Source organism: Burkholderia sp. BCC0097 (assembly GCF_902832985.1).
Classification (GTDB): domain Bacteria; phylum Pseudomonadota; class Gammaproteobacteria; order Burkholderiales; family Burkholderiaceae; genus Burkholderia; species Burkholderia orbicola.
Window position 1 is genome coordinate 270,540 of the sequence record NZ_CADFDM010000003.1, and the last position, 25,240, is coordinate 295,779.

Sequence of the window (25,240 nt, forward strand, 5' to 3'; positions counted from 1 at the left end):
CGCTCCCTCTTACAGCACCTTGGCTTCGGTCTTCAGCTTCTCGACCAGCGTCTTCACGTCCGGCACCTTCACGCCGGCTGCGCGCTTCGGCGGCTCGACCACCTTCAGCGTCTTCAGACGCGGTGCGACGTCCACACCGAGGTCTTCCGGCTTCACGGTTTCCAGCGGCTTCTTCTTCGCCTTCATGATGTTCGGCAGCGTCACGTAGCGCGGCTCGTTCAGGCGCAGGTCGGTCGTCACGACCGCCGGCAGCGTCAGCGACAGCGTTTCCGCGCCGCCGTCGACTTCGCGTGCCACCGTTGCCTTGCCGTCGGCCACCGTCACCTTCGACGCGAACGTCGCTTGCGGGAGACCTGCCAGCGCAGCCAGCATCTGGCCCGTCTGGTTCGAATCGTCGTCGATCGCCTGCTTGCCGAGGATCACCAGCTGCGGCTGTTCCTTGTCGACCAGCGCCTTCAGGATCTTCGCGACGGCCAGCGGCTCGACGCTGTCGTTCGATTCGACGAGGATCGCGCGATCGGCGCCGATCGCGAGCGCCGTGCGCAGCGTCTCCTGCGCTTGCGTGACACCCACCGACACCGCGATCACTTCGGTCGCGACGCCTGCTTCCTTGAGGCGCACCGCTTCTTCAACGGCGATTTCGTCGAACGGGTTCATCGACATCTTCACGTTCGCGATGTCGACGCCCGTGTTGTCCGACTTCACGCGGACCTTCACGTTGTAATCGACCACTCTTTTCACTGGCACCAGGATTTTCATGCACACGCTCCAAAGTTACGAATACGACCAGAGGCCATTTTATAGTGAGGCCTCATGACTGCGCGGCCAGGCGGACCCAACCATCATGGTTGTCGAGGATACCGCTTCTTGGCGACGCGCCAATGATAGCGAACGGTCGTTCTATTTTAAAAGAGAAAAAACCCGGACGCAAAGCCCGGGTTTTCGATCATCGACTCTAATCCCGCCGGGCGTCCCGTGCTCCGCCCCGTTACCAGGCGGCGATGACCGCACCGCCGAACTTGCCTTCGATGAACTGCTTCACGTCGGCCGAGTGATAGGCCGCAATCAGCTTCGCGACCCACGGCTTGTTCCGGTCCGCCTCACGGATCGCAAGGATGTTCGCGTACGGGCCGTTCGGGCCCTCGATCGCGATCGCGTCCTGCTTCGGTTTCAACCCCGCTTCCATCGCGTAATTGGTGTTGATCGCGGCCGCGTCGACGTCGCCGAGCGAGTGCGGAATCTGCGCCGCGTCGAGTTCGACGATCTTCAGCTTGCGCGGATTGTCGACGATATCGAGCGGCGTCGCCTTCAGCCCTGCGTCCGCGCGCAGCTTCAGCAGCCCCTGCTTCTGCAGCAACAGCAGCGCGCGGCCGCCGTTGGTCGGATCGTTCGGCACCGCGACGCGCGCGCCCGGCTTCAGTTCGGCCAGCGACTTTACGCGCTTCGAGTAGATGCCCATCGGGAACGTGACGGTATCGGCGACCTTGATCAGCTTGTAGCCGCGATCCTTCACCTGCGCCTGCAGATACGGATCGTGCTGGTAGCTGTTCGCGTCGAGGTCGCCCGACGCGAGCGCGGCGTTCGGCTGCACGTAATCGGAGAATTCGACGATGCGGATCTCCAGGCCGTCCTTCGCCGCGACCTTCTTCACCACTTCCATGATCTGCGCGTGCGGGCCGCCCGTCACGCCGACCTTGATGGTTTCGGCCTGGGCATGCGCGCCCGCTAACAGCGCGGCCGCGCCCAGCGCCGCCGCGAATTTCAGCATGAAGCGTCGTTGCATCGTTTCTCCCCTGTCGGATCGGTTTGGTCTTATTTGTGGCTCAACCGGCGCACCAGCCAGTCGCCGAACGATTGCACGATCTGCACGAACACGATCAGGATCGCGACGACCGTCCACATCACTTCCGGCAGATAGCGCTGGTAACCGTAGCGGATACCGAGATCGCCGAGCCCGCCGCCGCCGATCGCGCCCGCCATCGCCGAATAGCCGACCAGCGACACGAACGTGATCGTCAGGCCCGCGACGATGCCCGGCAGCGATTCGGGCAACAACACCTTGAAGACGATCTGCGACGTGGTCGCGCCCATCGATTGCGCGGCCTCGATCAGCCCGCGGTCGACTTCGCGCAGCGCCGTTTCGACGAGACGCGCGATGAACGGCGCGGACGCGAGCGTCAGCGGCACGACCGCCGCGGCCGTGCCGATCGACGAACCGGTGACGAGCCGCGTGAACGGGATCACCGCGACCAGCAGGATGATGAACGGCGTCGAACGGACCGCGTTCACGATGCCGCCGAGCACGCGATTCACCGCGAGGTTCTGCAGCACGCCCTGGCGATCGGTCAGGTAGAGCAGCACGCCGAGCGGCAGGCCGACGAGCGCGCCGACCGCCCCGGAGATGCCGACCATGATCAGCGTCTCCCAGAACGACTGCACGAACATATCGAACATCTCACTCAACATACGAAAGCTCCTCTACCACCACACCTTGCTCGCGCAGGAACGCGAGCGCCTGCCCGACCTTGCCCGGCTCGCCGCCCGCGAGCACCGCGAGCGAACCGAATGCCTGCCCCTGGATCTCGTCGATCTGGCCATGCAGGATGTTGAAATCGAGTTCGTACCGGCGGATCGTCTCCGACAGGATCGGCTGGTCGACCCCCGAGCCCGTGAACGCGAGCCGCAGCAGATGCCCGCGGCCCGTCTTCAACCGCTCGGCCACGCGCGCCTTCAGCGCGGGCGGCAGTTCCTGCGCGATCACGTCGCCGATCAGCGCACGCGTCACTTCGTGATGCGGCTGCAGGAACACGTCGATCACGCGGCCTTCCTCGACCACGCGCCCCGCGTCGAGCACCGCGACGCGATCGCAGACCTGCTTGATCACTTCCATCTGGTGCGTGATCAGCACGATCGTCAGGCCGAGCTCGCGATTGATGCGTTTCAGCAGGTCCAGGATCGAGCGTGTGGTCTCGGGGTCGAGCGCGGACGTCGCTTCGTCCGACAGCAGCACCTTCGGCTGGCTCGCCAGCGCGCGGGCGATGCCGACGCGCTGCTTCTGCCCGCCGCTGATCTGCGCCGGATAGCGATCCTTCTGCGCGGACAGCCCGACCAGATCGAGCAGCGGCAGCACGGCGGCCTCGATGTCGGCACGGCTCGCGCCGGCCAGCTCCAGCGGCAGCGCGACGTTGTCGAACACCGTGCGCGACGACAGCAGGTTGAAGTGCTGGAAGATCATGCCGATCTCGCGGCGCGCTTCGCGCAGCGCGCCGGCCGACAGCAGCGTCAGATCGCGCCCGCCGACGACGACATTGCCTTCGGTCGGCCGCGTGAGCAGGTTGATGGTGCGCACGAGCGTGCTCTTGCCGGCGCCGCTTCGGCCGATGATGCCGAACACCTCGCCTTGCGGGATCGTCAGGTTGACGTTATGCAGCGCTTCAACCCAGCCGCCCGGGCCGGGGAAACGCTGCGAGAGATTGCGTAATTCGATCATGTAAACAAAACGGCGGCCGGCCGGCGAGATGGCCCGCCAGTCGGCCGCCGATGCATCTGGAATAGCCGGCGATTTTACCGCAAACCCCTCATTCCCCTTAATAATCGATTTCGATCTTTTCATAACCAGACGAAATTAGAGGGGCGCTGCTGGGCCTGCGCGGGAAGGCCGCGACTATGATCGCGAAACGCAGATCAACGAACAGGAGACCCGCCAGATGAGCGCCACCACCACACCGGCCGCCGCGCCCGCCCCCGCCGGATCGGCGCCCGCGCCGCGGATGGGCCGGCTGCGTACCGCGGACGGGGTCGAACTGGCGTCGTACCGCTGGCCGGCAAGCGACGGCACCGTGCCGCCGCGCGCGACGATCGCACTGGTGCACGGCCTAGCCGAGCACGCGGGCCGCTATGCCACGCTCGCCGGCCGGCTGAACGCGGCCGGCATCGACGTGCTGGCGGTCGATCTGCGCGGGCATGGCCAGTCGCCCGGCAAGCGCGTGTGGGTCCACCGTTTCGACGACTACCTGAACGATGCGGATGCGCTGGTCGCCGAAGCCGCGCGCGGCGCTGCGCCGCTGTTCCTGATGGGGCACAGCATGGGCGGCGCGGTCGCGGCGCTCTACGCGATCGAACGTGCGCCGGCTCGCGGCCACGCGCTGGCGGGCCTCGTGCTGTCGAGTCCGGCGCTTGCGCCCGGGCGCGACGTGCCGCGCTGGATGCTCGCGGTCAGCCGCATCATCAGCCGGGTGTGGCCCACTTTCCCCGCGATCAGGATCGATGCGGCCCTGCTGTCGCGCGATCCAGCCATCGTCGCGGCCAATCGCGCCGATCCGCTCGTGCATCACGGCGCGGTGCCCGCGCGCACCGGCGCGGAGATTCTCGACGCGATGGCGCGCATCGAGAGCGGCCGCGGCGCGCTGCGCGTGCCGGTGCTCGTCTATCACGGCACCGAGGACAAGCTGACCGAACCCGACGGCAGCCGCGCGTTCGGCGCGCGCGTCGGCTCGCCCGACCGTACGCTGACGCTGTACGAGGGCGGCTTCCACGAAACGATGAACGATCTCGAACGCGACCGCGTGATCGACGCGCTGATCGCGTGGATTCATGCGCGTGTGCCGGCGCGCTGAGCGCGCCGGGTCGGGGCCCGGGCCGGCCAACCGGGAATCAGATCCCAGCGAGCACGCGCAGGTGCGCGACGACGCTGCGACCGAGCGCGGACAGGTTGTAACCGCCCTCGAGGCAGCTGACGACGCGGTTCTGCGCATGCCGGCGCGCCACGTCGACGATCTGCGCGGTCAGCCATTCGAAGTCCGCCTCGACGAGGCCGAGATTGCCGATGTCGTCCTCGCGATGCGCATCGAAACCGGCCGACACGAACAGCATCTGCGGCTTGAACGCATCGAGGCGCGGCAGCCAGAACATGTCGACGGCTTCGCGGATCGCCATCCCGTTGCTGCGTGCGGGCATCGGCAGGTTGACCATGTTCGGCGCCTGGTGATCGACGCCCGAGAACGGATACAGCGGATGCTGGAAGAAGCTGCACATCAGCACGCGCTCGTCGTTCGCGAACGCCGCCTCGGTGCCGTTGCCGTGGTGCACGTCGAAATCGATGATCGCGACACGCTCGATGCCGTGTACGTCGAGTGCATGCCGCGCGGCGATCGCGACGTTGTTGAAGAAGCAGAAGCCCATCGCGCGCGCGGGTTCCGCATGGTGACCGGGTGGACGGACGCCGCAGAACGCATTCGCATAGCGCCCTTCGATCACCGCGTCGGTCGCCGCGATCGCGGCGCCGGCCGCGCGCAGCGCCGCGCGCCACGTGTCGCGATTCATCAGCGTATCGGGATCGATCTCGACGTGACCGTCGACCGGCGTCATGCTCCGAATGTAGTCGATGTGTGCCTGCGTATGCACGCGACCCAGCGCGACCTCGCTCGCGAATGGCGCGGTTTCGTGCACGATCAGGTCGTCGATGCGGCTCGCGATCAGTTGATCCTGAATCGCCGACAGGCGGGCCGGGCATTCCGGATGCCATTCCCCCATCTCGTGCAGCATGCAGTCGGGGTGCGTGTAGAAAGCGGTTGCCATAAGCTGTCGTCCGCGGCGCACGGTGCGCCGCAGGTCTCCGTCAATGATGTCCATCGTCTGCCGCGAATTCGCCGCTAACTTACCACAACGGGGGCCGCCTTCGGCCCGGAGCGCCGGATGCGTCGGGTATACTGCGCCGAACACAATCGCCCTGTCCGCCCGCTTCGACATGAATTCCAGCAAGCCCGTCGCCCTTCTTTCCGTGCTGTTCCGTGTTCGCGCTCCGCTCGTCGTCGCTGCCATCGCGGCGGCCCTCGGCACCGCGCCTGCCGTGGCACAGACGCAGCCGGCGAAGCCCGCCGGCACGCTCGTCGCCCAGGCCCAGCCGCAGCAGCCAACGCCGCAAGGCCAGACCTTCGAAGAGGAAATCGTTCCACAGCGTTACGCGAGCAACGCGAAGGTCGATGCCTTCATCGACGAGATGGTGAGCCGCAACGGCTTCGATTCGGCGAGCCTGCATGCGCTGTTCTCGCGCATCAGCTATTCGGCGACGGCCGTCAAGCTCGTGAAGCCGGCCCCGACGCCCTCGGTCAAGAACTGGCGCGTCTATCGCTCGCGCTTCATCGAGCCGATCCGCATCAACGCGGGCGTGAAGTTCTGGAAGGCGAACCGGGCGACGCTGCAGCGCGCGTCCGAACAGTTCGGCGTGCCGCCCGAGGTGATCGTCGGCATCATCGGCGTCGAAACCATCTATGGCCGCTACATGGGCAATTTCCGCGTGCTCGACGCGCTGACGACGCTCACGTTCGATTACCCGGACACGCCGAATCGCGACAGCCGTCAAGCCACCTTCCGCAAGAACCTCGAAGACTTCCTGGTCTGGACCCGCGACAACCAGCTCGACCCGACCACCGTGCTCGGCTCGTACACCGGCGCGATCGGGATTCCACAGTTCCTGCCGAGCAGCATCCGCGAATATGCGGTCGACTTCGACGGCACGGGTCACGTCGATCTGCGCAGCAGTCCTGTCGATGCGATCGGCAGCGTCGCGAATTACCTGAAGCAGCACGGCTGGGAAACCGACCGGCCGGTGGTCTGGCAGATCACGCCCGACACGGGCAGCCTGGGCATCGCACAGGCCGCCGCCGACGGCCAGCCCGAACCGCACTGGGCACTGTCGCAACTGCTGCGCGCCGGCATGACGCTGAACGAGCCGACGGTCAACATCACGACCGAAGCCGGCACGCCGGTGACGGTGGTCGACCTGCCGACGCCGGGGCGCGCGACCGAATACATGCTCGGCCTGAAGAACTTCTATGTGTTGACGCGCTACAACCGCAGCTTCTTCTACGCACTCACCGTCTACCAGCTCGGCGAAGCCGTGAAAGCGCAGATGGAAGCGAGCGGCGCGCTGCAACCCGCCGCTGACGACGCGCAGCCGCAGTAATCATCGGCCGCCCAAAGAAAAAACGCCGCAAAAGCGGCGTTTTTTTATCGATGCGCGCATCGCGCACCGATCTCGCTCAGGCGGGAAACACACCCGTGGACAGGTAACGGTCGCCACGATCGCAAACGATGAACACGATCGTCGCGTTCTCGACCTGGCGCGCGATGCGCATCGCGACTTCGCACGCGCCGCCCGACGAAATGCCCGCGAAGATGCCTTCGACCGCCGCGAGCCGGCGCGTCATCGTTTCCGACGCGGCCTGGCTCACGCTCTCGACGCGGTCGACGCGGCTGCGATCGAAGATGGTCGGCATGTAGGCTTCCGGCCACTTGCGGATGCCCGGAATACGCGAGCCGTCTTCCGGCTGCGCACCGACGATCTCGATCGCCGGATTCTGTTCCTTCAGGTAGCGCGACGTGCCCATGATCGTGCCCGTCGTGCCCATGGCGGACACGAAGTGCGTGATGCGCCCTTCGGTATCGCGCCAGATCTCCGGCCCCGTTGCTTCGTAGTGCGCGACGGGATTGTCGGGGTTGCCGAACTGGTCGAGGATCACGCCCTTGCCTTCACGCTGCATCTGCTCCGCGAGGTCGCGCGCCAGCTCCATCCCGCCCTTCACCGGCGTCAGGATGATTTCGGCGCCATAAGCCGCCATGCTCTGGCGGCGCTCGACCGACAGATCCTCCGGCATGATCAGCACCATCTTGTAGCCGCGGATCGCCGCGGCCATCGCGAGCGCGATGCCCGTGTTGCCGCTCGTTGCCTCGATCAGCGTATCGCCCGGCTTGATGCGCCCGCGCGCCTCGGCCTTGCTGATCATCGACAGCGCCGGGCGATCCTTCACGGAGCCGGCCGGATTGTTACCCTCGAGCTTCGCGAGCAGCACGTTGTTGCGCGCGCGAATCTCGTCGTCCGGCAGACGGACCAGTTGCACGAGCGGCGTATTGCCGATCGTGTCTTCGATAGTTTTGTAAGCCATGGATATACCGTGAGTGCGAGGCCGATCAATCGATCGATTGTAAACCAGCCCCGGCACCCGCGCCGGCAACCCCATTGCGACGATGGAATACGCGTGCCGCGCGGTTCGCGTTTCGCCCCGCACGCCGCCCCATGCAAAAAACCCGCGGCATGCCGCGGGAAGCCGTCGCAACGACGGCGACTGAAGGAGCGCTTGTGTCGGTTGCTTGACGCGTTATTTCTGCGCGGTGCGGGCCGGTGCGGCGGCAGGCTTCGCTGCCGCCGGTTTGGTTGCGGCCGACGGCGTGGCACCCTGGCCGGCCGCCGCACCGATCGTCAGCCCTTCCTGCTGAAGCCGCTCGACGGTATGCCCGCCCATGCCCTTCACGCGCGTGGCGAGATCGTCCGCATTCCTGAACGGACCGCGCGCGCCACGCTCGTCGAGAATCGCCTTGGCCCGCGCCGGGCCGATGCCCTTGATGCCGACGAGCGCATCCTCGTTCGCGGTGTTGACGTCGACGGCCGCCCAGGCCGACGCGACTGCACCGAGCATGACCGCTGCGGCAAACCATTTCCTGATCATGTGCTGGATCTCCGAAGAAAAACGGCCGGCGGCTGCCGACCGTGAGACCCAGTCTATCGATGCAACGCCTCGGTTTAAACCTGGCCGGATAGCCAACGCACGTAGCGGTCGACGCCTTCCTGCACGGTCAGGAACGGTGCGTCGTAGCCGGCCGCGCGCAGTTTCGTCTGGTCGGCCTGCGTGAAGCACTGGTACTTGCCGCGCAGCGCATCGGGGAACGGCACGTATTCGATCAACCCCTGCTCGACCTGCTGCGCGAGCGTCAGCGGCGCCTGGTTGTCGAGCGCGCGCAGCGTGTTCACGACCGTCGACGCGATATCGTTGAACGGCTGCGCGCGCCCCGTGCCGAGATTGAAGATGCCCGACTTCTCCGGATGATCGAAGAAGAACAGGTTCACCTTGGTCACGTCCTCGACCGACACGAAATCGCGCGTCTGCTCGCCCGGCGCATAACCGTTGTACTCGCCGAACAGCTTCACCTTGCCTTCCGCGCGGAACTGGTTGAAGTTGTGGAACGCGACCGACGCCATGCGACCCTTGTGCGTCTCGCGCGGGCCGTACACGTTGAAATAGCGGAAGCCCGCGATCTGGCTCTTCGCGCTCGGCAGCACGCGACGGATCACCTGGTCGAACAGGAACTTCGAATAACCGTACACGTTCAGCGGCGCCTCGACGTCGCGCTCCTCGACGAAACGCGTCGAGCCGCCGTAGATCGCGGCCGACGACGCATACAGGAACTGCGCGCCCTGCGCGAGGCAGGTATCGAGCACCGCGCGGCTGTAGCGGAAGTTGTTGTCCATCATGTAGCGGCCGTCGGTTTCCATCGTGTCCGAACAGGCGCCTTCATGAAATACCGCGCGTACCTTGCCGAAATCGCCGCGCGCGAAGCGTTCGACGAATTCGGTCTTGTCGAGATAGTCGTCGATCTCGCAGTCGACGAGATTGCGGAACTTGTCCGCGCGGGTCAGGTTGTCGACCGCGATGATGCGCGTCTCGCCGCGCTCGTTGAGCGCCTTGACGATGTTCGCGCCGATAAAACCGGCTGCGCCGGTGACGATGAGGGTCATGATCGTCCTGCCTGAAAAGTGCGAGCCACTCGTGCGGCGCGCTCGTCGCGCCGCCGAATGCGCTCAGTGAAACAGTTCGTCGTAATCCACCGTGGCCGTGCCGAGCTTGCCGACCACGATGCCTGCCGCGCGGTTCGCGAGCACCACGGCGTCGACGAGCGGCACACCGGCGCCGAGCATCGTCGCGACCGTCGCGATCACGGTGTCGCCCGCACCCGACACGTCGAACACTTCGCGCGCGAGCGCCGGCGCATGCAGTTCGCCACCCGCGGAAAAGAGCGTCATGCCCTCTTCCGAACGGGTGAGCAGCAGCGCGTCGATGCCGAGCTCCGCACGCAGATTCGCGACGCGCGCGCGCAGGTCGTCTTCCGATTTCCACTGTCCGACCACCTCGCGCAACTCCGCGCGATTCGGCGTGATCAGCGATGCGCCGCGATAGCGTGCCCAGTCGTCGCCCTTCGGGTCGACCAGCACCGCCTTGCCGGCCGCGCGCGCCTTCTCGATCATCGTCGTGACGTGCGTCAGGCCGCCTTTGGCGTAATCCGACATCAGCACGACGTCGTGCTGCGGCAATAGCGCATCGAAGCGCGCGAGCCCCGCGAGCAGCACCTCGTGCGTCGGCGTCGCCTCGAAGTCCACGCGCAGCAATTGCTGCTGGCGCGCGAGCACGCGCAGCTTGATCGTGGTCGGGAGTGCCGGGTCGCGCTCGAGATGCGGCGTCACGCCGCTGCTGCCGAGCAGCTCGACGATCCGCTCGCCCGGTTCGTCGCAACCGACGACGCACAGCAGGCCGGCCTGGCCGCCGAGCGTCACGGCATTGCGCGCGACGTTGGCCGCCCCACCGAGCCGCTCCTCCTGACGCTGCACGTGCACCACCGGTACCGGCGCTTCAGGCGAAATGCGATCGACGTTGCCGAACCAGTAACGGTCGAGCATCACGTCGCCGACGACGAGCACACGCGAGCGCGCGAGCTGCTCGCGCGGCACCGGAACGACTTCGCGAAGAGTATTCATCGTACGTTCAGCCACGGGAGGACGACTGGGGATCGACATACGGCCGGCCGATCGCGTAATAGTCGATGCCCAGCTCGGCCATCGCATCCGGCTCGTACAGGTTGCGCCCGTCGAAGATCACCGGCGCCTTCAGCTCGGCCTTCAGGCGCGTGAAATCGGGGCTGCGGAATTCCTTCCATTCGGTGACGATCACGAGTGCATCCGCGCCCGTGACCGCGGCGTCCTGCGTGTCGACGAGATGCAGCCGCGCCAGCGCGTGGGCATCGTCGCCGAAATCCAGCGCGAACACGCGCCGCGCTTCGTCGACCGCAACCGGATCGTAGGCGCGCACGGTCGCCCCGCGTTCGAGCAGCGCGGCGATCAGGCGGCGGCTCGGCGCCTCGCGCATGTCGTCGGTGTTCGGCTTGAACGCGAGGCCCCAGACCGCGAACTCGCGGCCCGTCAGGTCGGCGCCGAAGCGCTGCTCGATCTTGCCGATCAGCACGTCCTTCTGCGCATGGTTGGCGGCCTCGACGGCCTCCAGGATGCGCAGCGGCTGGCCGTTCTCGCCCGCGGTGCGGATCAGCGCCTGCACGTCCTTCGGGAAGCACGAGCCGCCGTAGCCGACGCCGGCGTACAGGAAGTGATAGCCGATGCGCGGATCGGAGCCGATTCCGCGGCGCACGGCCTCGATGTCGGCGCCGACCTTGTCGGCGAGATTCGACATCTCGTTCATGAACGAGATGCGCGTCGCGAGCATCGCGTTCGCCGCGTACTTCGCGAATTCGGCCGAACGCACGTCCATGTAGATCGTGCGCTCGTGGTTGCGGTTGAACGGTGCGTAAAGCTTCTTCATCTTCTCGCGCGCGATCGTGCCGGTTTCGTCGTCGTCGACGCCGATGATAATCCGGTCCGGGCGCATGAAATCCTCGACCGCCGCGCCTTCCTTCAGGAATTCCGGGTTCGACACGACCGAGAAGCGATGCGCGACGCTGCCCGCGAGCCCGCGTGCGGCAAGCGCCTCGTCGACCACGCCGTGCACGCGCCGCGCGGTGCCGACCGGCACCGTCGACTTGTCGACGATCACCTTGAAGCCCGTCATGTGGCGGCCGATGTTGCGGGCGGCCTCGAGCACGTATTGCAGGTCGGCCGAGCCGTCCTCGTCGGGCGGCGTGCCGACGGCGATGAACTGGATCTCGCCGTGCGCGACGCTCGCCTCGATGTCGGTCGAGAAACGCAGGCGCCCCGCCGTCCGGTTGCGCGCGATGATGTCCAGCAGCCCCGGTTCGTGAATCGGCGTCCCGCCGTTGTTCAGGATGTCGATCTTGCGCGGATCGACGTCGAGACAGAACACGTCGTGACCGATCTCCGCGAGGCAGGCGCCCGTAACGAGGCCGACATAGCCAGTGCCGATGATGGTGATTTTCATAGATGTTCCGGTACTTCCCGGTAATTGACTAACTTGGCCGCCGGGACTAGCCCGGCGGCAACCGCAGCGCGTTGGTGCCGCGTGCCGGGATCAGCCCGGCATCGCAGGTTCGACGCGGCGCGGCGCATAGGTTTCCCAGCCGCTGCATCCGGGGCACTGCCAGTAGAAGAGCCGTGCCCGGAAACCGCAATTCTGGCACGTATACCGTGGCAGATTTTTCGTGCGCTGCTTGATCAGCGCACGCATCATTTCAAGTTCCTTACGACGCGGTTCCTCGGCCGCCGCGATCTGCGCATCGAGCAGGTGCAGCATCCCCGACAGGTTCGGCGACTTTTCCATTTGCGTCCGCGCGAGCGTGTGCGCCGCATCCTGACCGCGCAACCCGGCGATATGCTGATAGGCGATGTCGAGCAGGTCGTTCGACGGATAACGATCGACGTACCCCATCAGCAGCTCGGCACCTTCGATGTTCTTGCCGAGCGCGACGTACGCCTTCATCAGCTTGTCGGCAACGAGCGGCAGATATGCCGGGTTCTGCCCTTCGACGCGCTTCCAGTGCTCGATCGCGGCCGCATGGTCGCCCGCCGCTTCCGCCGCGTCGCCGGATAGCACCGTCGCACGCACGTTCTGCGGATTCACGGTCAGCGCGAGGCGCAACTGTTCGGCCGCGGCAGCAGCATTCTTGCGCTGCAGCGCGTCCTGCGCGAGTTCGCAGTGAAACTGCGCAATTTCGATGCCGAGTGGCTTGTCGCTCATCGATTCGATGCGCTTCGCCGTATCGATCGACTTGTTCCAGTCCTTCTCGATCTCATATATCGTCAGCAGCGCCCGCTGCGCACCCAGTGCGTAGTCGCCGTCCGCGAGCTTGTGGAACGCCTCTTCGGCGCGATCCAGCAGGCCGGCTTTCAGGAAATCCTGGCCCAGTTCGTACAGCGCGTGGTCGCGCTCGTTGACCGGCAGGTCGGTGCGGCTCAGCAGGTTCTGGTGCACGCGGATCGCGCGGTCGGTCTCGCCGCGGCGGCGAAACAGGTTGCCGAGCGCGAAGTGCAGCTCGACCGTTTCGGGATCGAGCTTGGCCACCTCGATGAACGCATCGATCGCCTTGTCGGGTTGTTCGTTCAACAGAAAATTGAGGCCGCGAAAATACGAGCGCGGCAGGTTGGCACTCTCCGACAGGAGATTCTTCAGGTCATAGCGTGACGCCGCCCAACCGAGCGCGAACGCGACCGGAATCGCGAGCAACCACCAGAAATCCAGATCCATGCGAAATATCGAAGCAGAGACGAAAACCGCGCGATGATCGCGCGGCGTCCGTGTTAAATGACGGGCGGCATCGGCGGCTGGTCGATGACGGCAGGCGTTTCGCGCGCCGCACGCAGATCGCGCTTCAAACGCCCGTTCTCGAGACGCAGCCGGAAGATCGAAGGCAGCGCGGACAGCAGGCCGGCCAGCAGCCCCACGGCGAAGAATGCCAAGCCGATCAGGATCAGCGGCGCTTGCCATGCGTAGCCGGCAACGAAATTCAGCGTCGCGGTTTGTGTATTGGCCAGCGCAAGCACCAGCAGCAGGACGAACACCAATACCCGGATCAGCCAGACGATAAACTTCATGAAGCCCTCTCTTTGTTGAGGTTTGCCGCGGCGCGCGACTCCCCTTCGTCGCACCGAATCGACCCGTATTGTAAAGGAAGCGTTTCCGCGGCTGCGCACATCCTGTGCGCGGCGTTGCGCGTCGGTGGCCGGAAATGCCGCAGGAAATGAAAAAAGCGCCCGCAAGGGGCGCTTTTCTTTTCAGCCTTCGCCGGACAGGTTCCGGGCACACCGAACGACGCTCAACGGTCGTCGTCCGGATCGTCAGCCTTCAGCGGTTCACCGGCGCGGCCGTCGACGCGTTCCCGCAATTCCTTGCCAGGTTTGAAGTGCGGCACGAACTTCTCGGGCACCTGCACTTTCTCCCCCGACTTCGGGTTGCGTCCGACGCGCGCCGGGCGACGATTGAGGCCAAAGCTGCCGAAACCCCGAATTTCAATGCGATGCCCTTTCGCCAGGGCGTCGGACATCGCATCGAGCATCGTTTTCACCGCGAAATCCGCATCCTTGAGGACAAGTTGCGGAAATCGCGATGCCAGCTGCGCGACCAACTCGGATTTGGTCATACTTCAGCAGACCTCGTAAGGCTTACTGGTTCTGGCCGTCGAGCTTCGCCTTCAGCAGCGCGCCGAGGTTGGTCGTACCGGTCGCAGCAGCGCTGGAGTCCGACTGCAGGCCGCGGATCGCTTCCTGTTGTTCAGCCGAATCCTTCGCCTTGATCGACAGGTTGATGCCGCGCGACTTGCGATCGATGTTGATCACCATCGCGTTGACCTTGTCGCCTTCCTTCAGCACGTTGCGTGCATCTTCGACGCGATCCTGCGAGATTTCCGACGCACGCAGGTAGCCTTCGATGTCGCCCGTCAGCGTGACGACCGCACCCTTCGCATCGACCGTCTTCACGACGCCGTCGACGATCGAGCCCTTGTCGTTCATTGCAACGTAGTTGCTGAACGGGTCGCCTTCGAGCTGCTTGATGCCGAGCGAAATGCGCTCCTTCTCGACGTCGATACCGAGCACGATTGCCTCGACTTCGTCGCCCTTCTTGTACTTGCGAACGGCTTCTTCGCCGGTTTCGCTCCACGACAGGTCCGACAGGTGGACCAGGCCGTCGATGCCGCCCGGCAGACCGATGAACACGCCGAAGTCGGTGATCGACTTGATTGCGCCCGTGATCTTGTCGCCCTTCTTGAAGTTGCGGCTGAAGTCATCCCACGGATTCGGCTTGCACTGCTTCATGCCGAGGCTGATACGACGACGGTCTTCGTCGATCTCGAGGACCATGACTTCGACTTCGTCGCCCAGCTGGACAACCTTCGACGGCGCAACGTTCTTGTTGGTCCAGTCCATTTCCGACACGTGGACGAGGCCTTCGATGCCCGACTCCACTTCGACGAATGCGCCGTAGTCGGTGATGTTCGTGACCTTGCCGAACAGGCGCGTGCCCGACGGGTAACGGCGCGAGATGCCTTCCCACGGATCGTCGCCCAGTTGCTTGATGCCCAGCGAGACGCGGTTCTTCTCTTGGTCGAACTTGAGGATCTTCGCGGTGACTTCCTGGCCAACCGACAGGACTTCGCTCGGGTGACGCACACGACGCCATGCGATGTCGGTGATGTGCAGCAGGCCGTCGATGCCGCCGAGATCGACGAACGCGCCGTAGTCGGTGATGTTCTTGACCACGCCGTTGACGATCGCGCCTTCCTTCAGCGTCTCGAGCAGCTTCGCGCGCTCTTCGCCTTGCGTTGCTTCGATCACTGCACGACGCGACAGCACGACGTTGTTACGCTTGCGATCGAGCTTGATCACGCGGAACTCGAGCGTCTTGCCTTCGTACGGGGTCGTGTCCTTGACCGGACGCGTGTCGACCAGCGAACCCGGCAGGAACGCGCGGATGCCGTTGACCATCACGGTCATGCCGCCCTTCACCTTGCCGGTGATCGTGCCGGTGACGAGCTCGTTGTTGTCGAGCGCCTTTTCCAGCGACAGCCACGATGCAAGGCGCTTCGCCTTGTCACGCGACAGGATCGTGTCGCCGTAGCCGTTTTCGAGTGCGTCGATCGCGACGGACACGAAATCGCCCGACTGCACCTCAACCTCGCCCTGATCGTTCAGGAATTCCTCGATCGGAATGTAAGCCTCGGACTTCAGGCCTGCATTGACGACCACGAAGTTGTGGTCGACGCGCACGACTTCGGCGGAAATCACTTCGCCGGCGCGCATGTCTTGGCGGGTCAGCGACTCTTCGAACAGAGCCGCAAAGGATTCGGTATTCGGGGTGGAGGTTTGCAGGTCGGACATAAAAATCTGATTGTGCATGGCTCGCTGTGCCACGCCGGCCGGAATGGCAGGCTGAAAGGGCCAGATCGAGGACCACACGGGGTTAAGGGTTCGAAACACGCTCCGCGCTTGCGACGCGGAGCACCTACCGCTGCCCGCCTTCTCAGGCGGGCTGGCCGAGCGCCCGGTACCACTGCAGCACCTGGTCGACGGCTTCATCGACCGAAAGCGCCGACGTATCGAGCAGCTTGGCATCTGCCGCAGGCTTCAGCGGCGCGGCTGCGCGATTGCTGTCGCGCGCGTCACGTTCACGAAGATCCCGGAGCAAGTCATCTATATTAGCAGAAAAACCTTTTTGCATCAATTGCTTATGCCGTCTGGTCGCGCGTGCCTCGGCGCTGGCCGTCAGGAACACCTTCAGGACGGCGTCCGGGAAGATCACCGTGCCCATGTCGCGGCCGTCCGCCACGAGGCCCGGCGTCTTCCGGAACGCCCGCTGGCGCGCGACAAGCGCGGTGCGCACGGGGCCGTGCACGGCAATCGCCGACGCGCGGTTGCCGACCGCTTCGGCACGAATGTCGTTCGACACGTCGACGCCGTCGAGCTGGGCGCAACCTTCACGGAACGTGATGTGCAGATCGTCGATCAGCTTCACCAGCGCGTCGATGTCTTCCGCGGCAATGCCGTAGCGCACGCTCGCGAGCGCCGCGAGCCGGTACAGCGCACCGCTGTCGAGCAGGTGAAAGCCGAGGTGCGCGGCGACGAGCGCCGCGACGGTGCCCTTGCCGGAAGCGGTCGGGCCGTCGATCGTGATGACGGGAGTCGGGTGAAAGGGGCGGGTCGATTTCATCGGAACGGTCGGGTCAGGCCTTGGCGAGCGCGGCGAAGCGGTCGAAATAGTCGGGGAACGTCTTGCCGACGCACTTCGGATCGTTGATCCGCACGGGCACGCCGCCCAGGCTGACGAGCGAGAAGCACATCGCCATCCGGTGATCGTCGTACGTATCGATCGCCGCGTTCGGTGTGAGCTTCTCCGGCGGCGTGACGACGAGATAGTCGGGGCCTTCCTCGACGATCGCGCCGACCTTGCGCAACTCGGTCGCCATCGCGGCGATGCGGTCCGTCTCCTTCACGCGCCAGCTCGCGATGTTGCGCAGCGTGCTCGTGCCGTTCGCGAACAGCGCCGCGACCGCGATGGTCATCGCCGCGTCGGGAATCAGGTTGAAGTCCATGTCGATCGGCTCGAGCTTGCCGTGATCGTGGCCGATGCCGCGCACGTCGATCCAGTCGTCGCCCATCGTCACGTTCGCGCCCATCTGCATCAGCGCATTCGCGAAACCGACGTCACCCTGGATACTCGCCCGCCCCACGCCCTCGACCCGCAGCGGGCCGCCGCCGAGCGCGCCGGCCGCGAGGAAATACGACGCGGACGACGCGTCGCCCTCGACCATGATTCGCCCCGGCGAGCGGTAGCGAACGCCGGCCGGAACGACGAAGCGCTGCCAGCCGTCGCGCTCGACGGTCACGCCGAAGCGCGCCATCAGCCGGATCGTGATGTCGATGTACGGCTTCGAGATCAGTTCGCCGTCGACTTCGACGACGGTCTGGCCATCCTTCGCCTTCACGAGCGGCAGCGTCATCAGGAGCGCGGTGAGGAACTGGCTCGACACGTCGCCGCGCACGCGGATCGGTGCATCGACTGAAATCGTCGCAGGCTTGATCCGCAGCGGCGGGTAGCCTTCGTTCAGCTCGTAGTCGATCTGCGCGCCAATCTGGCGCAGGCCGTCGACGAGATCGCCGATCGGCCGCTCGTGCATGCGCGGCACGCCGTGCACGCGGTAGTCGCCGCCGTTCACCGCGAGCGCAGCCGTCAGCGGCCGAACGGCCGTGCCCGCGTTGCCGAGGAACAGGTCGGCCGTCTTCGCGGTGAACGCGCCGCGCGTGCCGGTGACGACACACGTGTCGCCGTCGCGCGCGAGCTTCACGCCGAGCTTGCCGAGTGCGTCGAGCATCACGCGCGTGTCGTCGGAGTCGAGCAGGTTGGTGATCGTCGTTTCGCCTTCGGCGAGCGCCGCGAGCAGCAGCACGCGGTTCGAAATGCTTTTCGAGCCGGGCAGGCGCACGGTGCCCGATGCGCTGGAGTACGGGCCGAGATCGAGGTAGTCCATGGGAATCGTCCTGTTATTTCTTGACCGGTTCGGCAGCGGGCGTGCCGCCGCGTTCCTGCCATGCCTTGCGTGCGGCGCGCGAGCGCGTGAATACGGCTTCGAGCGCCGCGCCGTCGCCGGCGTCGATCGCCGCGCGCAGCCGCGTGAGCACGCGCGTGTAGCCGTCGAGTTCGTCGAGCAGCGCCGCGCGGTTCGCGACGCACACGTCGCGCCACATTTCCGGGTTCGACGCCGCGATGCGCGTGAAATCACGGAAGCCGCCAGCCGCGTACGAGAATTTCAGTTCGGCGTCGGCCTCGCCGAGAATCTGCTCGACGAGCGCGAACGACAGCACGTGCGGCAGATGGCTGATCGACGCGAATACGCGATCGTGCTGTTCGGTGCTCATCGTGCGCACGTCGGCGCCGGTCGCGCGCCACATCGCGTCGATCCGGGCCACCACGTCGGGCGCGTTCTCCGGCAGCGGGCACAGCACGACGTTGCGGCCAACGTAGAGATCGGGCAACGCCGCCTCGACGCCGCTCGACTCGCGCCCCGCGATCGGATGACCCGGCACGAACTGCGCGATCCGCGCGCCGAGCGCGTCGCGCGCGGCCGCGACGACATCGGACTTGGTGCTGCCCGCATCGGTGACGATCGTCGCGCCGTCGAGCCACGGCGCGAGGCGCGCGAGCAACGGGCCCGTCTGCGCGACGGGCGCGGCCAGCAAGACGAGATCGGCGCCGGCAAGCGCGTCGCGCAACTGCGCGTCGTCGTCGAGCGCCGCCGCGCGATCGATCACGCCGAGCGACAGCGCGCGCTCGACCGACGTGCGCGAACGGCCCACGCCGACGATCTCGCCCGCGCCGCCCGGCGCGCGCTCGCGCAGCGCGCGGGCCAGCGATCCGCCGATCAGGCCGACGCCGAAGATGACCAGTTTGTTGAATGCAAAGCCTGACACGACAAGAGCCAAGTTACGCGCGCGAAACGACGCCCCGCACGCGGAATTCCAGATTTCGGGCAACGGGCCCGCACCCGGCGCAACCTGCACCGGATACCGCCCGAACCCGCCTTCGGCAGCGCCGACCGGCCTGCCCCGCCCGCCCGGCCACCACGCCTGCGCGAGCAGGCGACGGGCCGCCGCGCATCAGCGTGCGCGCGGATACGAACCGAGTACCTTCAGGAACGCGGCCTTCTGACCGAGTTCCGCCAGCGCGGCCGCCACCGCCGCATCGTCGCGATGCCCTTCGATGTCGATGTAGAAGTAGTACTCCCACGTGCCGACGCGCGCCGGACGCGATTCGAAGCGCGTCATCGACACGCCGTGTCGCGCGAGCGGCTCGAGGAGCTTGAACACGGCGCCCGGCTCGTTCTTCACCGACACGATCAGCGACGTCTGGTCGTGACCGCTCTGGCCAGCCGGCTGCTTGCCGACGATCACGAAGCGCGTGCGGTTGTGCGGATCGTCCTGGATCAGCGAGAACGCGATCTGCAGGCCGTAATGCGCGGCCGCGCGGTCGCCCGCGATCGCGGCGACGGTCGGATCGGCCGCCGCGAGGCGCGCGGCCTCCGCGTTGCTCGCCACGGCCTGCCGCTCGAGCTGCGGCGCATTCGCCGCGAGCCACTGCTGGCATTGCGCAAGCGCCTGCGCGTGCGCGCAGACGCGCTTCACGCCGTCGAGCGTGCCGCTCTGCGTGAGCAGGTTGTGATGGATCGGCAGCGCGAGCTCGCCGCTGATCACCAGTTGCGTCTGCAGCAGCAGGTCGAGCGTGCGCGATACGGCGCCTTCGGTCGAATTCTCGACCGGCGCGATGCCGAATGCCGACGCACCGGCCTCGACCGAGCGGAACACCTCGTCGATCGACGGGCAGGGCAGCCCTTCGATCGACTGGCCGAAATACTCGAACATTGCCTGTTCGCTATACGTGCCGACCGGCCCGAGGAACGCGACGTGGATCGTCTGCTCGAGCGCGCGGCTCGCCGCCATGATCTCGCGCCAGATGGCGCTGATGTGCTCGCTCGCGAGCGGCCCGGCACTCATGTCCTGCAGCCGCGCGATCACCTGCAGCTCGCGCTCCGGCCGGAACACCGGCGCGTTGAAATGCTTCTTGACCTCGCCCACCTCGAGCGCCACCGTGGCGCGCTGGTTCAGGAGCGCGATCAGCTGCGCGTCGATCGCGTCGATGCGGTCGCGCAGCGGTTTCAGGCGGGAATTCAGTTCGTCGTCCATGCGTTTTGCCGTGCTGTTTGAGCAGCGCCGCCGTCAGGCGCCGCGCTGCTCGAAGTCCTTCATGTACTCGACGAGCGCCTTCACGCCCTCGAGCGGCACCGCGTTGTAGATCGACGCCCGCATGCCGCCGACGGACTTGTGGCCCTTCAGCTGCAGCAGCCCGCGCGCCTTTGCGCCGGCAAGGAAGTCTTCGTTGCGCGTTTCGTCGGCCAGGAAAAACGGTACGTTCATCCGCGAACGTGCTGCCGGCTCGACCTTGTTCAGATAGAAGCTGCTCGCGTCGATCGTGTCGTAGAGCAGCTTCGATTTTTCGATGTTGCGGGCCTCGATCGCCTCGAGGCCGCCCTGCCGCTTCAGCCACTGGAACACGAGGCCCGCGATGTAGATCGCGTAGGTGGGCGGCGTGTTGTACAGCGAGTTGTTCGCGGCGATGGTCTTCCATTCGAATGCGGACGGGCAGATCGACAGCGCGCGATCGAGCAGATCCTCGCGCACGATCACGACCGTCACGCCGGCCATCCCGATGTTCTTCTGCGCGCCGCCGAACAGCACGCCGTACTTCGCGACGTCCATTGGGCGCGACAGAATGTGCGACGAGACATCGGCGACCAGCGGCACGTCGCCGAGATCGGGAATCTCGAACGTCTCGACGCCGTCGATCGTCTCGTTGGTGCACAGATGCACGTAGGCCGGATCGTCCGACAGCTGCCATTCGGCGCGCGCGGGTGCACGCGTGAAGCCGGCCTCGGTCTTGCCGCTCGCGGCCAGATGCGGCGTGCAGAACTTCTTCGCCTCGCCGAACGATTTCTGCGACCACGAACCCGTCACGACGAAGTCGGCCGTCTTGCGCGCGCCGAGCAGGTTCATCGGCACGATCGCGTTTTCCGCGATGCCGCCGCCCTGCAGGAACAGGATCCGGTGGCTCGCCGGCACGCCGAGCAGGTCGCGCAGGTCGGTCAGCGCGGCCTCGTGGATCGACATGAACTCCTTGCCGCGATGGCTCATCTCCATCACGCTCATGCCGCTGCCGTGCCAGTCGAGCATTTCGTCGGCGGCCTGCCGCAGCACTTCCTCGGGCATCGCCGCAGGGCCGGCGGAGAAATTAAAGACGCGCATCGTGAAAACCTCGGGAGGGACGCGACCGGCTTGCCGCCGGCAGAACGCGCCAGAAAAGAAATGGCCGCTTGCGCTCGCGCGCAAACGGCCATTATCGCACTGTCGTCAGGCTCCCGCCAAACCCGGCCGAACGGCCGGGGGCGCGCCCGGACGGCTTACTTGCCCGGCTTGACTGCTGCGACTTCCTTGTCAGCCTGCGTACGCGTTGCCTGGATCGCTTGCGGCATGTACTTCTGCATCAGGCCGTTGACCACGTCGCGACCGACCTGATCCTGAACCTGGATGAACTTGCGGCCCGTCGGGCTCTTGTAGAACGTCGTCAGATCCTTGATCTCCGACGTGCTGTAGTACTTCGCGTACGCGTCGTACTGAGCCGACATCGCGTCGCTCTGGAACTGTTGCGTACCGAACACCTTGCCCGCGCCGTCGACCAGCTTCGGCACCGCGTTCTTCTGCAGCGTCGGAACGGCAGCCTGCTTCTGCTTGTCGTTCAGCGTCTTGTTTTCCGACAGCGCGTCCGACAGGATGGCCGGCACGAGCTGCTTGGCCTGCATTTCGGCGCTGTTGCCGATTGCCGACACGAGCTTCGGCGCGTCGATCGCGTCGAGCAGATCCTTGATCGCTGCCTTCTTGTCGGCGTCGATCGGCGCAGCTGCCGCCGGAGCAGCCGGTGCGGAATTCGACAGCGCTTGCGCCATCGCGAACGTCGGCACCAGTGCAGCCAGCAGAACCAGTTGCTTGAATTGCTTTTGCATCATCACTCCCTTTTGGAAATATGAATGGTTGCTCGCCGGCCGCGGCGCTTTTCGCCCGCGGCGGCCAGAGTCTCATCCGTTCTTCAGGCTTCGCCGTCCGACGCCTCGTCGGCCTCGCCCTCTCCCTCTTCGGCCTCCGCGATCTGCTGCAGGCCAGAGAGCTTGGTGCCCTCATCGAGACTGATGAGTGTAACACCTTGCGTGGCGCGCCCCATCTCGCGAACCTCGGATACGCGGGTGCGAATCAACACGCCGGCCGTCGTGATCAGCATGATCTGATCCTCGGCGTCGACGAGCGTGGCAGCCACGACCTTGCCGTTGCGCTCGGACGTCTGGATCGCGATCATACCCTTCGTACCGCGGCCGTGGCGCGTGTACTCGGTGATCGGCGTGCGCTTGCCGTAGCCGTTTTCGGTCGCGGTGAGCACGGTCTGCTCCTCGCTGCCCGCGACCAGCATCGCGATGACCTGCTGCCCGTCCTCGAGCTGCATGCCGCGCACGCCGCGCGCCTCGCGCCCCATCGGACGCACGTCGTTCTCGTCGAAACGCACGGCCTTGCCGGCGTCCGAGAACAGCATCACGTCATGCGCGCCGTCGGTGATCGACGCACCGATCAGGTAGTCGCCCTCGTCGAGGCCGACCGCGATGATGCCCTTCTTCATCGGGCGGCTGAACGCTTCGAGCGGCGTCTTCTTCACGGTGCCGAGCGACGTCGCCATGAAGATGAACTTGTCGGCCGAGAATTCCTTGACCGGCAGCACGACGTTGATCTTCTCGCCTTCCTGCAGCGGGAACATGTTGACGATCGGGCGGCCGCGCGAGTTGCGCGAGCCCTGCGGCACTTCATAGACCTTGACCCAGTACACGCGGCCGCGGTTCGAGAAGCACAGGATGTAGTCGTGCGTGTTCGCGATGAAAAGCGTCTCGATCCAGTCGTCTTCCTTCATCTGCGTCGCCTGCTTGCCGCGACCGCCGCGCTTCTGCGCACGGTACTCGGACAGCGGCTGCGACTTCACGTAGCCCGCATGCGACATCGTGACGACCATGTCCTGCGGCGTGATCAGATCCTCGGTGTTCAGCTCGGTCGCGTTCAGCTCGATCTTCGAGCGGCGCGCATCGCCGAATTCGGCCTTCACCGAGGTCAGCTCGTCGCCGATCATCGTCGTGATCCGCTCGGGGCGCGCGAGGATGTCCAGCAGGTCGGCGATCTGTGCCATCACGTCGCGGTACTCGCCGATGATCTTGTCCTGCTCGAGGCCGGTCAGGCGCTGCAGACGCATCTGCAGGATTTCCTGCGCCTGCGTGTCGGACAGGCGGTACAGCCCGTCGGTCTGCATCCCGAATGCCGGGTTCAGGCCTTCCGGACGGTACGCGGAACGACCGCCGGCCGCCGCGTTTTCGCTCTCGGCACGCGTCAGCATCTCGCGCACGAGCGACGAATCCCACGGCTTCGCCATCAGTTCCTGCTTCGCGATCGGCGGCGTCGGCGCGGCCTTGATGATCGCGATGAACTCGTCGATGTTCGCGAGCGCGACCGCGAGACCTTCGAGCACGTGGCCGCGTTCGCGGGCCTTGCGCAGTTCGTAGATCGTGCGGCGCGTCAGCACTTCGCGTCGGTGCGACAGGAAGCACTGCAGGATTTCCTTCAGGTTCAGCAGCTTCGGCTGGCCGTCGACGAGCGCGACCATGTTCATGCCGAACGTGTCCTGCAGCTGCGTCGCCTTGTACAGGTTGTTCAGCACCACTTCCGGCACTTCGCCGCGCTTGAGTTCGATCACGACGCGCATGCCGCTCTTGTCGGACTCGTCGCGGATGTCGGAGATGCCTTCGAGCTTCTTCTCGTTGACGAGCTCGGCGATCCGCTCGAGCAGCGAGCGCTTGTTCACCTGGTACGGCAGTTCGTCGACGATGATCGCCATCCGCTGGCCGCGGTCGATCTCCTCGAAGTGCGTGGCCGCCCGCATCACGACGCGGCCGCGCCCAGTGCGGTAGCCGTCGCGCACGCCGGCAACGCCGTAGATGATGCCGGCCGTCGGGAAGTCCGGCGCCGGGATGATCTCGATCAGCTCGTCGATCGTCGCTTCCGGGTTGCCGAGCAGTTGCTGGCACGCGTCGACGACTTCGTTCAGGTTGTGCGGCGGGATGTTGGTCGCCATGCCGACCGCGATGCCCGACGAGCCATTGATCAGCAGGTTCGGAATGCGCGACGGCAGGACCGACGGCTGCATTTCGTTGCCGTCGTAGTTCGGCTCGAAATCGACCGTTTCCTTGTCGATGTCGGCAAGCAGCTCGTGACCGATCTTCGCCATGCGAATTTCGGTGTAACGCATTGCAGCGGCATTGTCGCCGTCGATCGAGCCGAAGTTGCCCTGCCCGTCGATCAGCATGTAGCGCAGCGAGAAGTCCTGCGCCATCCGCACGATCGTGTCGTAGACCGCGGTATCGCCGTGAGGGTGATATTTACCGATCACGTCACCGACGATACGCGCCGACTTCTTGTACGCGCGGTTCCAGTCGTTGTTCAGTTCGTGCATCGCGAACAACACACGCCGGTGCACGGGCTTCAGGCCATCGCGGACATCCGGGAGGGCACGTCCGACGATCACGCTCATCGCGTAATCGAGATACGAACGGCGCATTTCCTCCTCTAGGGAGGTGGGCAGGGTCTCTTTGGCGAATTGATCCATGTATCCGTATCGTTTCGGAGCGAAGACGGCGAACGCCTTTCGCGTGGGCGCTGCATGCGCAACGCAACGCGAGATTCTAACATGCGCCCATCAGCCGCCAATCCGCCTCCCCCTCTATATGTAAACAGCAAAAATCGCGGCCGCAGCGAATCGGCCGAAATCGCGTGCGACTCGACGTCGCAGGCAATCGCCTCTCCCGTGTTTCACGCGCACGAGTAAACAACTGCACGCATGCGCGCAATTTCGCCGCCCCGCTCTTGACAATCTCTAAAAGTTACGGCAGGACGGTGTTGCGCATGCACCACAAAGTTGAAGCGATCTTGGGGTGGGGAGGATTTTTTTTCGTAGGAAGGGAACGATATGGCAAAATGCCAACGCACTGAAAGTTAGACGCTGCTCGAAGTCTACACAGAGCGGTGCCGCGTTTTTTGTGCCGCACCAAT

The 25,240-nt window shown here is 65.5% G+C and carries 23 protein-coding genes; 2 read left to right on the top strand and 21 right to left on the bottom strand.

Annotation, left to right across the window (positions count from 1 at the left end; translation table 11 throughout):
* Positions 1-9: 9 nt before the first annotated feature.
* The 4 genes from HWX07_RS10860 to HWX07_RS10875 form a co-directional block, all read right to left on the bottom strand.
* Positions 10-759 carry an electron transfer flavoprotein subunit beta/FixA family protein gene (locus HWX07_RS10860; protein ID WP_006496532.1) on the bottom strand — a complete coding sequence of 250 codons (750 nt, stop codon included), beginning with the start codon at positions 757-759 and terminating at the stop codon, positions 10-12.
* A gap of 229 nt (positions 760-988) precedes the next feature.
* Complete coding sequence (locus HWX07_RS10865; protein WP_175876311.1) at positions 989-1,783, bottom strand: MetQ/NlpA family ABC transporter substrate-binding protein; 795 nt, start codon at positions 1,781-1,783, stop codon at positions 989-991.
* 29 nt (positions 1,784-1,812) lie between these two features.
* On the bottom strand, positions 1,813-2,466 hold the full coding sequence (locus HWX07_RS10870) for a methionine ABC transporter permease (protein WP_006476559.1): 654 nt from the start codon (positions 2,464-2,466) through the stop codon (positions 1,813-1,815).
* On the bottom strand, positions 2,456-3,490 hold the full coding sequence (locus HWX07_RS10875; RefSeq protein ID WP_050011531.1) for a methionine ABC transporter ATP-binding protein: 1,035 nt from the start codon (positions 3,488-3,490) through the stop codon (positions 2,456-2,458). The genes HWX07_RS10870 and HWX07_RS10875 overlap by 11 nt, the downstream gene beginning before the upstream one ends.
* A 217-nt stretch (positions 3,491-3,707) precedes the next feature.
* On the opposite strand from HWX07_RS10875, the gene HWX07_RS10880 reads away from it, so the two are divergent.
* Entirely contained in the window at positions 3,708-4,616 is a 909-nt protein-coding gene (locus tag HWX07_RS10880) for an alpha/beta hydrolase (RefSeq protein WP_175876312.1), read from the top strand.
* 37 nt (positions 4,617-4,653) lie between these two features.
* Here the strand turns inward: HWX07_RS10880 and HWX07_RS10885 are convergent, their stop codons facing one another.
* Positions 4,654-5,577 (bottom strand): histone deacetylase family protein, encoded by a 924-nt coding sequence (locus HWX07_RS10885; protein WP_175876313.1) that lies wholly within the window; start codon positions 5,575-5,577, stop codon positions 4,654-4,656.
* Between the two features lie 43 nt (positions 5,578-5,620).
* On the opposite strand from HWX07_RS10885, the gene mltB reads away from it, so the two are divergent.
* Positions 5,621-6,964 (top strand): lytic murein transglycosylase B, encoded by a 1,344-nt coding sequence (mltB, locus tag HWX07_RS10890; RefSeq protein ID WP_175876314.1) that lies wholly within the window; start codon positions 5,621-5,623, stop codon positions 6,962-6,964.
* Between the two features lie 76 nt (positions 6,965-7,040).
* Here mltB and cysM read toward each other — a convergent pair whose 3' ends face one another.
* From cysM to gyrA, 16 genes are all read right to left on the bottom strand, one after another.
* Positions 7,041-7,943: a cysteine synthase CysM gene (gene cysM / locus HWX07_RS10895; RefSeq protein ID WP_006476564.1), complete on the bottom strand. Its 903-nt coding sequence runs from the start codon at positions 7,941-7,943 to the stop codon at positions 7,041-7,043.
* A gap of 213 nt (positions 7,944-8,156) precedes the next feature.
* Complete coding sequence (locus HWX07_RS10900) at positions 8,157-8,504, bottom strand: helix-hairpin-helix domain-containing protein (RefSeq protein ID WP_175876315.1); 348 nt, start codon at positions 8,502-8,504, stop codon at positions 8,157-8,159.
* A 74-nt stretch (positions 8,505-8,578) separates the two neighbouring features.
* Positions 8,579-9,571: an ADP-glyceromanno-heptose 6-epimerase gene (gene rfaD, locus HWX07_RS10905; protein WP_175807522.1), complete on the bottom strand. Its 993-nt coding sequence runs from the start codon at positions 9,569-9,571 to the stop codon at positions 8,579-8,581.
* Between the two features lie 63 nt (positions 9,572-9,634).
* A complete protein-coding gene (gene rfaE1 / locus HWX07_RS10910) occupies positions 9,635-10,585 on the bottom strand; it encodes a D-glycero-beta-D-manno-heptose-7-phosphate kinase (protein ID WP_011694215.1) in 951 nt (316 codons plus the stop codon).
* A 7-nt stretch (positions 10,586-10,592) separates the two neighbouring features.
* Positions 10,593-11,993 (bottom strand): UDP-glucose/GDP-mannose dehydrogenase family protein, encoded by a 1,401-nt coding sequence (locus HWX07_RS10915; protein ID WP_175876316.1) that lies wholly within the window; start codon positions 11,991-11,993, stop codon positions 10,593-10,595.
* 90 nt (positions 11,994-12,083) lie between these two features.
* A complete protein-coding gene (gene lapB / locus HWX07_RS10920) occupies positions 12,084-13,256 on the bottom strand; it encodes a lipopolysaccharide assembly protein LapB (RefSeq protein ID WP_175807524.1) in 1,173 nt (390 codons plus the stop codon).
* Between the two features lie 53 nt (positions 13,257-13,309).
* On the bottom strand, positions 13,310-13,603 hold the full coding sequence (locus tag HWX07_RS10925; RefSeq protein ID WP_012328123.1) for a LapA family protein: 294 nt from the start codon (positions 13,601-13,603) through the stop codon (positions 13,310-13,312).
* A 221-nt stretch (positions 13,604-13,824) separates the two neighbouring features.
* Positions 13,825-14,148 carry an integration host factor subunit beta gene (locus HWX07_RS10930; protein WP_011544886.1) on the bottom strand — a complete coding sequence of 108 codons (324 nt, stop codon included), beginning with the start codon at positions 14,146-14,148 and terminating at the stop codon, positions 13,825-13,827.
* A gap of 22 nt (positions 14,149-14,170) precedes the next feature.
* Positions 14,171-15,901, bottom strand: a complete 1,731-nt coding sequence (gene rpsA, locus HWX07_RS10935; RefSeq protein WP_308054470.1) for a 30S ribosomal protein S1 — start codon at positions 15,899-15,901, stop codon at positions 14,171-14,173.
* A gap of 124 nt (positions 15,902-16,025) precedes the next feature.
* A complete protein-coding gene (gene cmk, locus HWX07_RS10940; RefSeq protein WP_006476573.1) occupies positions 16,026-16,712 on the bottom strand; it encodes a (d)CMP kinase in 687 nt (228 codons plus the stop codon).
* A 13-nt stretch (positions 16,713-16,725) separates the two neighbouring features.
* Positions 16,726-18,030: a 3-phosphoshikimate 1-carboxyvinyltransferase gene (gene aroA / locus HWX07_RS10945; RefSeq protein ID WP_175876317.1), complete on the bottom strand. Its 1,305-nt coding sequence runs from the start codon at positions 18,028-18,030 to the stop codon at positions 16,726-16,728.
* Between the two features lie 13 nt (positions 18,031-18,043).
* On the bottom strand, positions 18,044-18,970 hold the full coding sequence (locus HWX07_RS10950) for a prephenate dehydrogenase/arogenate dehydrogenase family protein (RefSeq protein WP_175876318.1): 927 nt from the start codon (positions 18,968-18,970) through the stop codon (positions 18,044-18,046).
* Between the two features lie 186 nt (positions 18,971-19,156).
* The gene (pheA, locus tag HWX07_RS10955; RefSeq protein WP_175876319.1) at positions 19,157-20,239 is read right to left on the bottom strand and encodes a prephenate dehydratase; all 1,083 of its coding nucleotides are present in this window, start codon (positions 20,237-20,239) and stop codon (positions 19,157-19,159) included.
* Between the two features lie 33 nt (positions 20,240-20,272).
* Complete coding sequence (gene serC, locus HWX07_RS10960) at positions 20,273-21,355, bottom strand: 3-phosphoserine/phosphohydroxythreonine transaminase (RefSeq protein WP_006496544.1); 1,083 nt, start codon at positions 21,353-21,355, stop codon at positions 20,273-20,275.
* A 155-nt stretch (positions 21,356-21,510) separates the two neighbouring features.
* Positions 21,511-22,110: a DUF2059 domain-containing protein gene (locus tag HWX07_RS10965; RefSeq protein ID WP_006486966.1), complete on the bottom strand. Its 600-nt coding sequence runs from the start codon at positions 22,108-22,110 to the stop codon at positions 21,511-21,513.
* A gap of 83 nt (positions 22,111-22,193) precedes the next feature.
* The gene (gene gyrA, locus HWX07_RS10970; protein WP_175876320.1) at positions 22,194-24,797 is read right to left on the bottom strand and encodes a DNA gyrase subunit A; all 2,604 of its coding nucleotides are present in this window, start codon (positions 24,795-24,797) and stop codon (positions 22,194-22,196) included.
* Positions 24,798-25,240 lie beyond the last annotated feature (443 nt).

What these genes read in the sequence shown, in the direction of transcription:
- mltB (WP_175876314.1), top strand. Translation starts at nt 5,621, where the DNA reads ATGATGTCCATCGTCTGCCGCGAATTCGCCGCTAACTTACCACAACGG.
- rfaE1 (WP_011694215.1), bottom strand. Translation starts at nt 10,585, where the DNA reads ATGAATACTCTTCGCGAAGTCGTTCCGGTGCCGCGCGAGCAGCTCGCG.
- pheA (WP_175876319.1), bottom strand. Translation starts at nt 20,239, where the DNA reads ATGGACGACGAACTGAATTCCCGCCTGAAACCGCTGCGCGACCGCATC.
- lapB (WP_175807524.1), bottom strand. Translation starts at nt 13,256, where the DNA reads ATGGATCTGGATTTCTGGTGGTTGCTCGCGATTCCGGTCGCGTTCGCG.
- rfaD (WP_175807522.1), bottom strand. Translation starts at nt 9,571, where the DNA reads ATGACCCTCATCGTCACCGGCGCAGCCGGTTTTATCGGCGCGAACATC.
- HWX07_RS10865 (WP_175876311.1), bottom strand. Translation starts at nt 1,783, where the DNA reads ATGCAACGACGCTTCATGCTGAAATTCGCGGCGGCGCTGGGCGCGGCC.
- HWX07_RS10900 (WP_175876315.1), bottom strand. Translation starts at nt 8,504, where the DNA reads ATGATCAGGAAATGGTTTGCCGCAGCGGTCATGCTCGGTGCAGTCGCG.
- cmk (WP_006476573.1), bottom strand. Translation starts at nt 16,712, where the DNA reads ATGAAATCGACCCGCCCCTTTCACCCGACTCCCGTCATCACGATCGAC.
- HWX07_RS10915 (WP_175876316.1), bottom strand. Translation starts at nt 11,993, where the DNA reads ATGAAAATCACCATCATCGGCACTGGCTATGTCGGCCTCGTTACGGGC.
- HWX07_RS10870 (WP_006476559.1), bottom strand. Translation starts at nt 2,466, where the DNA reads ATGTTGAGTGAGATGTTCGATATGTTCGTGCAGTCGTTCTGGGAGACG.
- serC (WP_006496544.1), bottom strand. Translation starts at nt 21,355, where the DNA reads ATGCGCGTCTTTAATTTCTCCGCCGGCCCTGCGGCGATGCCCGAGGAA.
- rpsA (WP_308054470.1), bottom strand. Translation starts at nt 15,901, where the DNA reads ATGCACAATCAGATTTTTATGTCCGACCTGCAAACCTCCACCCCGAAT.
- HWX07_RS10860 (WP_006496532.1), bottom strand. Translation starts at nt 759, where the DNA reads ATGAAAATCCTGGTGCCAGTGAAAAGAGTGGTCGATTACAACGTGAAG.
- gyrA (WP_175876320.1), bottom strand. Translation starts at nt 24,797, where the DNA reads ATGGATCAATTCGCCAAAGAGACCCTGCCCACCTCCCTAGAGGAGGAA.
- HWX07_RS10875 (WP_050011531.1), bottom strand. Translation starts at nt 3,490, where the DNA reads ATGATCGAATTACGCAATCTCTCGCAGCGTTTCCCCGGCCCGGGCGGC.
- HWX07_RS10880 (WP_175876312.1), top strand. Translation starts at nt 3,708, where the DNA reads ATGAGCGCCACCACCACACCGGCCGCCGCGCCCGCCCCCGCCGGATCG.
- HWX07_RS10925 (WP_012328123.1), bottom strand. Translation starts at nt 13,603, where the DNA reads ATGAAGTTTATCGTCTGGCTGATCCGGGTATTGGTGTTCGTCCTGCTG.
- HWX07_RS10930 (WP_011544886.1), bottom strand. Translation starts at nt 14,148, where the DNA reads ATGACCAAATCCGAGTTGGTCGCGCAGCTGGCATCGCGATTTCCGCAA.
- aroA (WP_175876317.1), bottom strand. Translation starts at nt 18,030, where the DNA reads ATGGACTACCTCGATCTCGGCCCGTACTCCAGCGCATCGGGCACCGTG.
- HWX07_RS10885 (WP_175876313.1), bottom strand. Translation starts at nt 5,577, where the DNA reads ATGGCAACCGCTTTCTACACGCACCCCGACTGCATGCTGCACGAGATG.
- HWX07_RS10965 (WP_006486966.1), bottom strand. Translation starts at nt 22,110, where the DNA reads ATGCAAAAGCAATTCAAGCAACTGGTTCTGCTGGCTGCACTGGTGCCG.
- cysM (WP_006476564.1), bottom strand. Translation starts at nt 7,943, where the DNA reads ATGGCTTACAAAACTATCGAAGACACGATCGGCAATACGCCGCTCGTG.